Annotated in this window: 9 protein-coding genes and 3 pseudogenes; 2 read left to right on the top strand and 10 right to left on the bottom strand. The window is 61.5% G+C overall.

Translation table 11 applies throughout. The annotated features are described in order from the left end of the window. Positions 1-236: 236 nt before the first annotated feature. From ACVWW1_RS00515 to ACVWW1_RS00550, 8 genes and pseudogenes are all read right to left on the bottom strand, one after another. Positions 237-2,439, bottom strand: a pseudogene (locus ACVWW1_RS00515) (molybdopterin cofactor-binding domain-containing protein). A gap of 12 nt (positions 2,440-2,451) precedes the next feature. Then, a complete protein-coding gene (locus ACVWW1_RS00520; RefSeq protein WP_456654439.1) occupies positions 2,452-3,432 on the bottom strand; it encodes an FAD binding domain-containing protein in 981 nt (326 codons plus the stop codon). Beyond that, a pseudogene (locus ACVWW1_RS00525) lies at positions 3,429-4,081 on the bottom strand (2Fe-2S iron-sulfur cluster-binding protein). Before ACVWW1_RS00525 ends, ACVWW1_RS00520 begins: the two are co-directional and overlap by 4 nt. A gap of 53 nt (positions 4,082-4,134) precedes the next feature. After that, a complete protein-coding gene (locus ACVWW1_RS00530) occupies positions 4,135-4,542 on the bottom strand; it encodes a cupin domain-containing protein (protein ID WP_456654440.1) in 408 nt (135 codons plus the stop codon). Continuing rightward, entirely contained in the window at positions 4,539-5,807 is a 1,269-nt protein-coding gene (locus ACVWW1_RS00535; RefSeq protein ID WP_456654441.1) for an aldo/keto reductase, read from the bottom strand. Before ACVWW1_RS00535 ends, ACVWW1_RS00530 begins: the two co-directional genes overlap by 4 nt. Before the next feature lie 29 nt (positions 5,808-5,836). Then, complete coding sequence (locus tag ACVWW1_RS00540) at positions 5,837-6,313, bottom strand: hypothetical protein (protein ID WP_456654442.1); 477 nt, start codon at positions 6,311-6,313, stop codon at positions 5,837-5,839. A 326-nt stretch (positions 6,314-6,639) separates the two neighbouring features. Continuing rightward, the gene (locus tag ACVWW1_RS00545) at positions 6,640-6,885 is read right to left on the bottom strand and encodes a hypothetical protein (RefSeq protein ID WP_456654443.1); all 246 of its coding nucleotides are present in this window, start codon (positions 6,883-6,885) and stop codon (positions 6,640-6,642) included. A gap of 288 nt (positions 6,886-7,173) precedes the next feature. Continuing rightward, on the bottom strand, positions 7,174-8,109 hold the full coding sequence (locus tag ACVWW1_RS00550; protein WP_456654444.1) for an NAD(P)-dependent oxidoreductase: 936 nt from the start codon (positions 8,107-8,109) through the stop codon (positions 7,174-7,176). 379 nt (positions 8,110-8,488) lie between these two features. Here ACVWW1_RS00550 and ACVWW1_RS00555 point away from each other — a divergent pair. Continuing rightward, positions 8,489-9,167, top strand: a pseudogene (locus ACVWW1_RS00555) (response regulator transcription factor). An 80-nt stretch (positions 9,168-9,247) separates the two neighbouring features. Then, positions 9,248-10,615, top strand: coding sequence for a sensor histidine kinase (locus ACVWW1_RS00560; RefSeq protein WP_456654445.1), 1,368 nt, complete (start codon positions 9,248-9,250; stop codon positions 10,613-10,615). Positions 10,616-10,639: 24 nt separating this feature from the next. Here the strand turns inward: ACVWW1_RS00560 and ACVWW1_RS00565 are convergent, their stop codons facing one another. Then, positions 10,640-11,068 carry a cytochrome family protein gene (locus tag ACVWW1_RS00565; RefSeq protein ID WP_456654446.1) on the bottom strand — a complete coding sequence of 143 codons (429 nt, stop codon included), beginning with the start codon at positions 11,066-11,068 and terminating at the stop codon, positions 10,640-10,642. Between the two features lie 660 nt (positions 11,069-11,728). After that, on the bottom strand, positions 11,729-12,646 hold the full coding sequence (locus ACVWW1_RS00570; protein ID WP_456654447.1) for a winged helix-turn-helix domain-containing protein: 918 nt from the start codon (positions 12,644-12,646) through the stop codon (positions 11,729-11,731). Positions 12,647-13,990 lie beyond the last annotated feature (1,344 nt).

The raw sequence follows: 13,990 nt of genomic DNA on the forward strand, positions 1-13,990 counted from the left end.
CCATCCGCGAGGAAGGCAAGGCAGGCGGCGATCAAGCGATATCTCACGGGTGTGCTCCATTGCAGGGAAGCGATGCACTGAACCTGACGATCGCCAGACCGATGCCCTTGCGGCTTTGCACGGAAATCGCAGGAGCTCCGTCAGCGACAATCCCAAAGGGAACAAGCGGAAGGACCAGCCGAGGCGGACCCGCTCGTCCTTCAGCAGCGGCCAGCTCAATGGGCGCGCAGCAATGCTCAGGCTTGCTTCGGCAAATTGGTGAGGATCTTGTCGAGTGTGATCGGATAGTTCCTGATCCTCGCGCCGCAGGCGTTGTAGATCGCGTTGGCGATCGCAGCCCCGGCACCGCAAATTCCGAGCTCGCCGATTCCCTTGCTCTTCAGCGGATTCGACCGTTCGTCCAGCTCCGGAAGGAAGATGGCGTCTATGTCGAGCGGTATATCCGCATGCACCGGCACGTGGTACTCGGCCAGGTCGTGGTTGACGAAGTAGCCAAAGCGAGGATCGAGCACCAGGTCCTCGTGCAGGGCCGCGCCTACGCCGAATACCATTTCCGCCAATGGCCTGTGAGCGCGCCGTCTTTGCGTTCAGCACGCGACCGGCCGCAAATACGCCGAGCATTCGCCGTACGCGCACTTCTCCGGTATCCCGGTCAACGCCAACCTCCGCAAAATGTGCGCCATAGGATTGCTGAGAGAAGTCCTGATTGTTGCGGCCTGGGCTGATTTCGCCCTCGGCTTCAATTCCGGAGCCGACAATCTCCGTGAGGTCGACAGAGCGCCCCGCCGTTGCGATGTGGCCGTCGCCAAAACGCGCGGTATCGGGATTCATGCCGGCCCGTACTGCCAGTTTCTCGCGCAAGGCCTGGCACGCCTCGAACAGCGCCGATCCGGAGCTCGCCGCGCCGAACGAGCCGCCTGAGCCAGCCGCTTCCGGAAAGTTCGTATCGCCGAGATCGACCCGTATTCTTTCGATCGGCAATCCCAGCATCTCGGCGGCGATCTGTGCCAGGATCGTGTAGGTCCCCGTGCCGATATCGGTCATTGCCATCTTCACGGTAGCCACTCCATCGGAATCGAGCCGTACATTGGCTCTCGAGAACCGGAGAGGATTGCCTCGGGTTCCGGCGGACATGCCCATTCCGACCAACCACCGTCCGTCCCTCACCTGACCGGGGATCGAATTGCGGTCGTCCCAGCCAAACTGGCGTGCGCCCTCCCGCATGCAGGCAACCAAATTGCGACTGGAGTAGGGGATGTGCTCTTCGGGGTCCTCGGCAGGCTCGTTCCGGACTCGCAACTCGATCGGATCGAGCTCCAGCTTTTCCGCAAGCTCGTCCATGGCGCACTCCAGCGCGAGCAGGCCGACTGCCTCGCCAGGGGCGCGCATGGAAGATGCAACAGGAATGTCGAGCGGCACCAAACGATGCCGCGTCAGCCGATTGGGGCCGGCATAGAGCGAACGGGTTTGAAGCGCGGCAGCCTCGTAGACCTGTTCGGACGGAAAGTTGCCGGAGAACACGTCGTGGCCGATTGCGATGATCCGGCCCTCGCGGTCGGTACCGAGGCGGATACGCTGGATGGTGTCCGAGCGATGCGTCGTCACATGGAAGATCTGCTGTCTGGTGAGCGCGACCTTGACGGGTTGCTTGAGGTATCGTGCTGCGATTGCGGCAAGAATGGCATCGGCGTTCAACCATAGTTTGCCGCCGAAGCCGCCGCCGATGAAGGGGCTGACCAGCCGGACGTTTCCGACCGAGATGTTCAACGTCCGGGCGATGGCCTTCCGGCCCTGATTCAGCATCTGGTTCGCGGTATGCAGGATCAGCTTGTCGCCATCCCAACTCGCGAGTGTCGCATGCGGCTCCATCATCGCGTGGCTCTGCAGCGGTGTGCTGTAGGACAGATCGAGCTGCACGGGAGCGTTGGCGTATGCGTCCGAGAAGTCCCCGACTTCGCTGTCGGCCGGCGCGCCGTCCGGCTGGTGCGGGACGCGGGCCAGCGTGAGATGATGAGGCAGGGCGTATTGTCCCGCCTCCCGATCGTACGTCGCCTTGACCAGAAAGGCGGCAGCCCTGGCCTGCTCGAACGTTTCGGCAACGACGAACGCGACCGGTTCGCCGTAGCGGGACACGACAGGGCCTGTGAGCACAGGATGCGCTTCTCGATGATTGCCGGTGCCCTGCTTGGGAGCGTTGCGATAGGTGAGCACGAGTTTGACGCCAGGTGCCCGCTCGGCCGCGACCGTTTCGATCGAGGCGATCCGCCCCTTTGCGATCGAAGCTTCAACGACAAACCCGTAGAGTGCGTCCTGTTGCATCTCGTAAGCGTAGCGTGCGCCGCCGGTGACCTTCAGTCGCCCGTCGACACGATCGAGTGGCTTGCCGACAATCTTCTCGGCATCCAGCGCATTCGCCCCGACTGGTGCATCCATGTCCATTTCGATGTTCCTTCAGATGCGGGTGACGTCGCCGAGCACCGCATGCAGGGTGCGGCGGGTCAGCGGAATCTTGAAATCGTTGGAGCCGGCTCCATGCGCGCCCTCGAGAATCGCGTCCGCGGCTGCATCGAACGATTTGGCTCCGGCAACTGCATTCGTGAGACCTTGTTCGGCGGCGGCGATGCACCACGGCTTGGGGGCGAGACCGCCGAAGGCGAGCCGCGCCGAGCGGATTCGACCGCGCACGCTGTCGACGATGGCGGCCACTGAAACCAGCGCAAAGGCGTAGGAGGCGCGGTCGCGCACCTTTCGGTAGACCTGGGCGCCGGGCGGCGGCGGAGGCAGCGTCACAGCGGTGACGATTTCGCCCGATCCCAGGGCCGACTCGATTTCCGGCGTGCGGCCTGGGAGCCGGTGGAAGTCGGCGATCGGGATCGTGCGGGATCTGCCTTCGCGATCGATCGTCTCGATCCTTGCATCGAGTGCGCGCATGGCAACGGCCATATCCGATGGATGGGTCGCGATGCACGACTCGCTGCCGCCCATGATCGCATGGATGCGGTTGAAGCCCGCGAGCGCCGAACAACCCGAGCCGGGTACACGCTTATTGCAGGGCTTCGTGACGTCGTAGAAGTAGTAGCAGCGCGTCCGTTGGAGCAGATTGCCTGCCGTCGTGGCTTTGTTGCGCAATTGGGCGCTCGCACCGGCGAGCAGGGCGCGGCTTAGCACGCCGTATTGCTGCCGCACCCGCACATCTGCTGCGAGATCGCTGTTGCGGACCAACGCGCCGATGCGCAAGCCGCCTTCCGAGGTCTCTTCGATCTTGTCGAGCGGCAGACGGTTGATGTCGACCAGGGTCGTTGGTGTCTCCACCTGCAACTTCATGAGATCGAGCAGGTTAGTGCCGCCGGCGATGATCTTGACACCGGGCTTGCTCGCCGCGGCAGCTGCATCTGCGACGGATCGCACGCGCCCGTAGGAGAATGCCTTCACGTCTGTTCTCCCATTGCCTGCTTGATCGCCGCGACGATATTCGGGTAGGCCGCGCACCGGCAGATGTTGCCGCTCATCCGCTCACGAATTTCTTCATCGCTCAGCTCCACGGCCGGCCGGATGTGAGATCCTCGGTCACATAGCTCGGCACTCCGTCGCGGCTTTCCGCCAGCATGCCCACCGCCGAGCAGATCTGGCCCGACGTGCAGTAGCCGCACTGAAACCCGTCGTGTTCGACGAACGCGGCCTGCATAGGATGCAGGTCCTCGCCGAACGCAAGTCCCTCAACGGTGGTTATCGATTGGCCGTGGTGCATGACCGCAAGCGCAAGGCACGAATTGATGCGGCGTCCCTCCACCAGAACGGTGCAGGCGCCGCACTGGCCGTGATCGCATCCCTTCTTCGAGCCGGTCAACGCCAAATGCTCGCGCAAGGCGTCCAGCAAGGTTGTGCGGGGGTCGAGCGTAAGATTGTGCAGGTGGCCGTTGACCTTAAGCTCGATCGTCATGGGGGAGGCGTCAGCCTGATCGATCCCGGCGGCAAGCACGCCCCGCGGAAGGCTGCTCAGCAGAAGCGCGGTGGTGCCGGTTTCGATGACGGTACGCCGCGTGATCTCCATGGTCGGAAAAATGCCTTGTGTATCTTCCATGTGTGTCCCGTATTTGCAGGGTAGATCAAAGGTGTCGGGCAAGGTGGCCCGGCTCATGGCCAGATCGCGTCCGGCAGATTGACAACGATAGGCAGAGGTGTGCTGCGTACCACGACCCATCGAAAAGGCTGGAGACGCGACGGATTGATCTCCATGTGCGGAAGAAACGCAGGAATGTGAATGAAGTCGCCAACCTTCGCGCGTGCGGAGAACTCACCCTTGTCGCCCCAGCGAACTTCGCACTGGCCTGACAGCACGAATGCGATCGTGTCTTGTTCGCCATGATGGTGGATTCCGGTTCGTGCGCCCGGTTCAACCTCGAAGAGGCCGCCCCAGATCGTCGAACTGATGCCGAGCGACGGTCCGATCGCAGCAAAGCGCCGGGAGCCCGATGTTTGGGCCGTCGTCGCGTCGAACCGGTCGTGGCTTACGATTTGGATTGTGGCTCGTGTGTCCATCATGCCGCCCCCCGATCCGGAGGCGCCATGAATTCGGGACCGATGGGATCCTTGATTGTCTCCTTGAGAATGCGATCAATTTCGGCCATTGCTTCCGCATCGATCCGCCACCCGAGCACGTCGGTGATCGGCGAAAGCTGATCGGCGCGCCGGGCACCCCACAATGCTATGTTCAATTCACCACGATCGAGCACCCAGCGCACTGCCAGATGGATGACTCGCTTGCCAAAGCGTTCCCGCGCGAGCTGATCGAGCCGCCTGACGGCGTCAAGATATTGCTGAAAGCGTGGTGATCGAAACTTCGGATCGCCCTTTCGCAGGTCGTCGCCGGTGAATTGGCTCGAATTGGTCATGCTGCCGGACAAGAGGCCGCGGCACAGCGAGCCATAAGCAAGGAGAGCGATATTCTTCTCTTGGCAGTAGGGAAGAACGTCCTGCTCGATGGCGCGTTCGAACAAATTGTAGGGCGGCTGGGCTGCATGAAGCGGCGCAACCTTGCGGAATTCATCCATCTGTGCCGGGCTGAAATTGCTGACGCCGACTGCCCGAATCTTCCCATCGCGATGCAATGTGCTGATGGCTTCGGCGGTTTCCGCCATCGGAATGCGCGGATCCGGCCAGTGCACTTGGTAGAGATCGATGACATCCGTCCGGAGCCGCTTCAGCGAATTCTCGACCTCTTCGACAATGCGGGCCTTGCGCGCGTTGCGGAACGGCTTGCCGTTCTTCCAGTCAAGTCCCGCCTTTGTGGCGATTACCGCCATCCTGCGGCGACCGCCGGAAAGGGCCTCTCCGACGATCTCCTCGGAGCGACCGAATCCATAGACGGGCGCGGTGTCGATGAGATTGATTCCGCGATCGAGCGCTTCCCGGATTGTCTTGACGGCATCGCTTTCATCGGTCCCACCCCACATCCAGCCGCCGATCGCCCACGTCCCGAGTGCAATGCGAGATGCGCGGATGGATGCGCCGGGAATATCGATGAATTCCATGTTGTTGTTCGGGACGGTGTTCATTGGTTGTTCCTTTGCTCTGCGTCCAATTGATTGCTCGAGGCGACATTCGGGATCGCCGCGCGAACGGATACCGATGCCTCGTTGTGTTGCGTGCCGGTCTCTGGAGATCGAGAGCGGAGCGGCACATTGGCGGCGCGGTATGGATTGACCTGCCAATCCCGAGGCATGACCGCTGGCGACGCGACACCGGCAGATTGGACTACAGAGCGTCGCTTTGAATTGAGTTTCGGAAGGCCTCGATCCGGACGGCAAGCCAGCCGGACCGAAGACAAGGCTGCAGACTAGCCGCAACTCAGCGGCAGCGGCTGATCGGGATGCAGGGAGTACCAGTCGTAGCAGTCGGGATCGCTGTAATAGTAGCCGTAGCCCCGCGAGTATCTGCCGTAGTGGTGCATGCCGTGGTCGTGGATGCCCGCGCCATCCGGATGGCCGCCATCGCCGAGGCCGAGATGATCGCCGCCGCTTCGGCCGACGTCGCCGCGCATTGCGATGCCGCCGGGATGAACGCCTCCACCGAAGCCGCCCACATGCGCCCCGCCGTCAAGGCCACCGAGATGAGCGCCGCCCATTCCACCGCCGATGCCGCCGATGTGCGCGCCTCCTCCGAAGCCGCCCATGTGCCCGCCACCGCCCATGCCGCCGCCGAAACCTCCGCCGTGACCGCCACCACCACCTCCGCCGCCGCGTGCATCGGCCGCGCCGACAGCCAGTGCGGAGGCAAGCGCGGCAGTCGCCAAAATCAATATCATTCGTTTCATTGGGATACTCCTTGTGTTTGGATTTTCGCCGGTCGCGCAGCGTTGGTACGCGGCTGCAAGGCCTGGCTTTCGCGATGCTTGAAGAGTAGGGACTCGCGGCAGCCGCACCCACTAAAATTGGCTTCACAAGGACCGGAGCGACGTCCACTCGCGGCAAGTTGAGAAATGTCGAGCTCAAACAAACGGTCGGTTGATGCGAGAGTGATCAATAAAAAGCGGGCTGGAACGGTGTCCATCCCGCTTTTGTCGGTGGGCCGATCGACGAGGATCTACAAGCGCCAAGGCGCAAGCGGAACGGTCGAACAAGCCGAAACCGCGGTATGCGATCAGAACGCGCCGGTGCCCGGTTCGCAGGGAACGTTGTTGCCGGTCCACGGCGCCGTCGCGAACGCGCCGACGCGCGGCGCCGGAACGCAGGCGTGGTCAGCCGAGTAGAACGGCGCGTCTGCTGCGGCAACATTGGCTTCCACAGCGGTCCGCCGGGCAAGGTGGGCGTTTTCGCGCGCCATGGCAGGCGTTGCCAGCATTGCCACAGCAATCAGTCCAGTCGACAGCAGCTTGAGATTCGTCATTGAGCTTCTCCGTTGAAGACAGCAGGCCGGTGAACGAGTGGCCTGTCCGAGCAGGTGGGACGGATCACGGATCAGCCAAACACACGAAACGCTCACATGCGTTCAATGGAGCGTGACTCAGGAATTGGAGAAGCGGAAACAATTCGCGGCGCGCACGAGGAATCGCGCGTCGGCGCAAACTAGGCAAAATGCAGGATAGCGGAGCTCGTCGTCCGCTCGGCGCGGCGCGAAGCTGGAGCGAGGCAGTTCTTTGACGGAGATGCCTTCACGCCGTGCGGACCGGCGAGCCTATAGTCCCGCTTCTTCCGAGGCGACCATTCCGAGCGCCGTCCAGTCAAGTCCGCCATGGCCGCGAGCAATGCCCGTGATCAGCCGATCGCGAACGACACCGACTGATGGCATCGGAGCTCCGGCCAGTTCTGCCTCGGCGAGCGCCAGGCGCACGTCTTTGAGCGCCAACGGCATTGTCAACCCGGGCTTGTAACTGCCGGCAATGAGCCGGCTGCCATAGTTCTTGTGGACGCGGCTGTTGAACATCGTCCCAGTCATGATGTCCACGAACTGCTGAGGGTCCTGTCCACGCTTCCGCAGCACGGTCACGACTTCTCCGAGCACCTCGAGAGTCGTTGCCGTCATCATGTTGCCAAGCAGCTTGATCAGATTGGCCTGCGCGGGATCGGTCCCAATGACGAACGTCTGTCCGAGCGAAGCCATCACCGGTCGGCAACGATCACAGGACGCCGGGTTGCCTGCCACGATGACGGCTAGCTGGCGCGCTCTGGCTGCGTCGGGGTTACCGAACACGGGGGCTGCAACGTAGCTCTGACCGCGACGCTCGTGCTCGAGCAGCAGCGCGGTCGAGGCCTCGGTGCTGATGGTGCTCATCGACAGATGGATCACGCCGGGCCGCAACGACTCCGAGATCCCAAATGGTCCGAAGAAGACATTCCGCACGGCAGCATCGTCGGGTAGCATGGTGATGATGATGTCACTGTCGAACAAGTCCGATCGACGCGTCGTGGCCGCGACGCCGAGCGCCTGGAGGTCGCCGGTGCGCTCTGGCCGGCGTACATAGGCGCATACGTTGCGCCCGTCGGCCGCGAGATTGGCTGCCATGGCTGTGCCCATCAGGCCGAGCCCGATAAATCCAATTTTGGCGGACATCCGCGGGTCCACCCCCGGATGTCCATTCGCGTTTCGTTCGTCGTCGACGTCGTCCAGCATGGTGGCTCGTTCTCTTGATCGTGTACCCGGGAACGTAGGCAGCCGGCCGGAGGATATCGTCTAAAATCGATTTCAGTGTTGCCGGAAGCGCGGCGGCGGAGCCGCGTTGGTCGGTGGTCCCGATCCGCTCGGCTCGTTAAATTGCTATTTAATGGCGTGGCCTCGGCCGAGGGTTTATGTCTTTTTCCGAGCCTCTGCCGTGCTTTGCCAGGGCGGCATGCTAGACGGAGGCGGGCGGCGCTAAGCCAGGTCGTTGGATAGCGCGGCCCGGCCTATTCTAATCCGGCAATTTGGACGGTGGCTTATGACTTTGCCAACGAGCGAGCATATGATTTCGCGCCAGCTGGCCGGGTACTTTGGCACATCTGAGATCGAGCTGATGATGAAGGTTCTTCTGATCGAGGACGACGGCGGAACGGCCGAGGAGATCGTGGCCGAGCTGAGCGAGCTTGGGTTTGAGGTCGAGTGGGCGTCAAATGGAATTGACGGCCTCGACAAGGCCCGAGCGCTCCATCCCGACGTCTTGATCGTCGATCGCATGCTGCCCGGCATGGACGGGCTTACGATTATCGAGGCATTGCGCAGGGAGCAGGTTGGCACCCCGGTCCTGGTGCTGAGCGCGCTCGGCGCCGTCGACGATCGGGTGCGGGGCTTGCGAAGCGGTGGAGATGACTACCTCACGAAGCCCTTTGCAGTAGTGGAGCTCATAGCAAGAATAGAAGCGCTTCTCCGTCGTCCCACGGATAGCCGAGGGACAACCTTGCGGGTCGGCCCTCTTGAGCTCGATCTGATTGAGCGTACCGCCCGGCGCGGCGAACGGGTGATCGATCTTTTGCCGCGCGAATTTCGCCTGCTCGAATATATGATGCGGCGTAGTGATCAGTTGCTGACTCGCGCGATGTTGCTGGAAGAGGTCTGGAATTACAAGTTCGTTCCGGCGACGACCCAATCTGGTCGATGTGCATATGGGCCGATTGCGGCATAAGGTCGATGGTCCCGGGGAAGCACAGATGATCCACAATGTCCGCGGCTCAGGGTTTATCCTGCGGGCGCAATAATAGGCGCCGCCGGTGCAGGTATGGCGATCGAAATGAGGCCCGAACAACAACCAGCGAGATCGGTGCGCCAGCTCCAACTCATGCGCACGAACACCTTCCGGTGGGCCTCGGCGGTGGCTGCCGTGTTCGCCGTGTTCATGATCGCGCTGTTCGGTTTCATCTATTGGAAGATCGACGACTACCTGATTGCGCGATCCGATCGCATGATCGCTCAACAACTCAATTTCATGGCGGCCCTGCCGCGGGATCGCCGCGCCGATGCAATCGCGGACCATCTTGGCCAGGATTCCCGAGGCGTTCAGTATGCGGGAATGTTCGATGCTGCCGGCAATAGGCTTGCCGGCAACCTCAAAGCGCTGCCGCATGACTTCAGTGTCGATGGAACTGCGCAGGCTGCGCGGGTAGCTCCATTCGGCCGATCGCCGGGTGGTGATCCGCTGATTCGGGCGGTAGGCAGACGTCTCGAAAGCGGTGAAGTCCTCGTCATGGGGCGGAACGTCGACGAGACCCGTGAGATATCCAGCGTCGTGGGGCAGGCCCTCGCGCTTGGGCTCTTGCCGGCGCTCTGCCTTTGCTTGCTGGCCGGAGCTTGGCTGAGCGTGCGCGCGCAGCGACGCGTAGAGGAGGTCAATGAGCGCGTCCAGCGCATCGTCGCCGGTGATCTCCGCGAGCGCCTCCCGCATCATAACGTCAACGACCCCTTCTCGAGACTGGCCGTGATCGTGAACGGCATGCTCGATGAAATGGAAACGATGATCAACGCGCTCGCTGGCGTTGGCAACGATATCGCGCATGATCTGCGAACTCCGCTGACCCGCGCCCGATTGTCTCTGGAGCGCGGGCGGACACATGCAACCACCTTGGAGCAGCTTCAGACAGTCACGGACAAGGCGATCGGAGGGATCGATCAGTCACTCGCGATCATCACCGCTCTCCTGCGACTGACGGAGATTGAGAACAGCCGGCGCTCGGCCGGCTTCGGCAATGTTGCGTTTCATGAAATCTTGCGAGAGGTATGTGACGTCTACGAGCCAATCGCCGAGGACAAGAGCATCGAGCTTGGCGTGGATATCGACCGCAAGCTGTACGTTTGGGGTGACCGGGATCTCCTCTTCGAGGCTGTGGCGAATCTCGTCGACAATGCGATCAAGTTTACGCCGGCTGGCGGGAGGGTCGGCTTGCAGCTTTTGCGGGGTGAGAAGGAAGCCATCGTGCGTGTGACCGACACGGGACCGGGTATCAGCGAACAGGAGCGTGAAGCTGTGCTACGGCGATTCTATCGCTCCGACAAGATGCGCAACACGCCGGGTGTCGGGCTCGGGCTCAGCTTGGTGGCGGCCATCATCAAACTGCATGGCTTCCGGCTGGTCATCAATCCCGGTCCCGGAGGGCGAATCGAGATCGTTTGTCCTGACAAGGCAAATGGATCGAACTTGCCGCAAAAATGATCGGTGCTCCGGACAGATCTGGTGCTACCGTCCAGCTTTCCCGAAAATCAGGTCTGATTGGGGCGCGCCGGCGGGTCGGCCGATCTGGATCGTACCGTGATTCAGCGCCTGGTGACAGGAGTTGCAGGCTTCGCTGAGGCCGTCATAGGACTTGCCAAAATCAGCGTCGTCTCTCCGATCGATCGCGTTCTTCAGACCCTCGAGCGGTTTCTTCGTAACGGACTCGATCATGTCGGCAAACGGGGTGTCCTCTTCCATTGGATGCGCGCGTCCGAGCCGGCCGAACGCACCGCGGAGATTGCCTAACTCGTAGGCGGCGAAATCCCAGTCGCCGGCCTGTTCGGCTCGCCACATCCGCTCGTGCCTGGGTTGAATCGTGCCAATCATCAGATCGCTGATGCTCGGCAGATACGCCGCCGGCTGCGTGGAGGAGATACCATGCCGCGCCGGCATGCGCTCCGGGCAGGCGCACAAAGGCGGTTGTCAGAACGACAATGCAGGCCGACAGCAGGCCAAGCACCACCGTGCCCTTCGATATGGCAGAAGACGGACCGAGTTCCATGGCGATCGTTCCGAACGGGGCAGGCCAATTGAAAGCGAGTTGGGTCATCGACGGATGGGAGGACCGGTCCGACCGGACCTAGTTGCGCGCTAGGCTTCTGACGTTGTAGTCGCCGCTCGCACAATAATCTTTCGAGTTCGCACGGTGTCCATTCTATCCACTCCACCTCGTTCAGGGATTGAAAGCTCGCGCAGTTCTGTCCAAAAGTGCAGAGCGCGTTCGACGAAAATCCCGCCGGTAAGCGCGAGAAGTCCGTCGTTTATTGCCATCGTGATGCTTGCCAGAAGCGGTTGGCTCCAGCGTCCATCTGAACGCCTCGCCCACGACGGTTCTGCTTGGTGCACGGCAGCGAATGGCACAAACGGCCGGTCAGCTGACCAGAGTCTGCCAATGAACTGTCCGTGAGCCGTGCGCATGGCATGATTGCAAAGCTGGCGCGGGCAGCGCTGACGCCGTCAAGATCTGGAACCACACCCAGACGGTCATAAGAGGCAGGAGAATCATTTGCTCATCTCGCGGATTGCCATTGCTGGAGAACTGGAATTGAACTTTCAAGAAGCTGCAGCCTTTCGCGATGGCACGATGCCGTCGCCGATTTGGAGGCTCTTCGAACTCGCAAGCTTGGTGGCTGCGGGCGCTGTGCCGCACGCCCGGCGTAGACGTTCACAATTGCACCGCCGTTGCTCCATTCGCGAAGCCTCGTCCAACGAGATCGTCGCATCCTCGAAAATCGTCGCTGTTAAGTGTTCTCGAAAGGGCGTTGCACTCAGTACAAAGCCGGCGCCGCGCACGTTCCGAATGAGAGCGGCCTCATTCGTGCCGTCAACCTTGCGGCGCAACTTGCTCATGTAGACGTCGACGAGATTGGTCTCCGGCACGAACCTGTAGCTCCAAACCTCCGTCAAGAGGGTCGCCCGCGTAAGCACCATGTCGCTGCGTTGCATCATGTACTTGAGCAACTGAAATTCCCGCGGTCTCAGTTCGATCCGGCGGTCGCCGCGTTTCGCAGTGCGGTCAAGGAGGTCGAGCTCAAGCGGTCCAACTCGCAGCACGGTGTCATTGGGTGGCGGACGCCGAGCCGAAGACTCCGTGCTCGATGCCGATCCGGCAGTTGCGAGCGCCTGTTCCGAGGGGGCGTAGCGTTGCTGCGGCAGCGCACCTATCGCATCAATCAGTTTCACCACCGCAGTCGACAGGAGCGAACGAATGCCTGCTTCATTGGAGACAACACGGGATTGCAATTCTCCGGCTATCTCCGCGATGAGAAGGCGTGCCGGCACAGACAGGCCGTCGAAATCAGTCGGAATCTGCGCGCCTTCATTCCGCAGCTTTGGCGCGGTCTGGGCGCTCGAGGCAAAGCTCCGATGCCGCCGGCGTGAAGTTGGAAAATGTCCTGACTTCAACTGCAGGATACCTGGCTTGATAGCAGCAAGTGCCGAGTCCTCGTAGCCGGGCTTGTTGCGGGTCATGGTGCAAGCTCTCATGCGATGTCCTCTTCCGCCGCCGGTTGGCGAGTAAATTTCACGATACCACTGCTCGGCTTTCGAGCAGCCGAATGGCGGTATTGCAATGCTCTGCGTAGCATTCATGATTGCAGTAGGTGAGGCGTGTTCCGATTTCTCGCAGATAGCCTGGGGAGATCGGATTCTCGCACATCACGCAGATGGGCTGAGTGCAGGGCACTCGACCATTGACCAGGATGAACCTCACGCGCCTCTCCCTGAGTTGAAGTGAATGATGGGAGCTCTTGAGCCGCCCGAAGGGCAGGATAGCCATTTGCGATCGTCACTCTGGCGCGCCTTGAAGCGGCCAACACACCGTTCGGAACAAAACGCTGTCTTCCAGCAATAGTGCCGCAAAAGGCCAAATCTGCCATCGCAGATCGGGCAGCGCACGGTGGCGGTCTCACGGCGATGTTGAGAATTGTTGTGCATCTGTGCCTCTTCGTGTCGCGTGGATCTCGGTTGCCTTGGCTCGTTCGCCGTCGGTGTTCGGTGCGGGCGATCGATGGATGGCGAGGCTATGCGGGAAGGATTGTGGCCTCAATCGTGCGCGGGTAAGCGCTCGATATTCAAAAAGGGTCGGAGGAATTATACGCAGGTTTAAAATCTCCAACTCTTTGCGCCCGCCGATGAGTTGGCTTGCCGAAGGCTCGCGTATGGCGTTGCGGAGCCGATGGTGCTGCCGAACGCCGGAGAGAGCTCGATGTAGCGCGCGGAGAAGCCCCGTGATCGTTTGGTTGTCGCGCGTGATTTGCCCGGCCGCGACGGGTGAGCAGGATGCAGGAAGAGAATCCGAAGGCTCGCAATAATGGCTCCGCCAACTGGCGAAGGGGCGGACGGTTTCCCGCCGAGGCGGGGAGGGGGCGTGAAACCGTCCGTTTGGCAGACAGGCGTACGCACCAGGGAGGAAAGCGCGGCCATGCTGCTTGAGATAAGACTGGGCGCGGTCAACCTGCATTTCAATTAAACAGAGGTTTAGCTGTGCCAACCCGCGGGTCGGCTTGATCTCCACCGCTTGGTTACGCTGCCGGTACCTAGCGTCCACTGCGCATGGTTGCGATCGATGTACAAGCTTTCAGGAGAGGCGGCTTGCGGGTGAACCGCGGTGTTTGGTTCGACGTCGTTCCATATGGGCTATGGACGACTTCCGCGCTTCGGGATCGAGCCTGGATCGTGGCCGAATTTGGCCGGACTCCTTCCATAAAATGGACTAATGTTGGCTTGCTGGGACACCTGAACGTGTTGGAACTCCACGAAGCCAGTTTACGGAGTTCTTGAAATTTGCCGCGGCGTTCGTGCCTCTGCGGGATG

It is taken from the genome of Bradyrhizobium sp. JR3.5 (genome assembly GCF_054057015.1).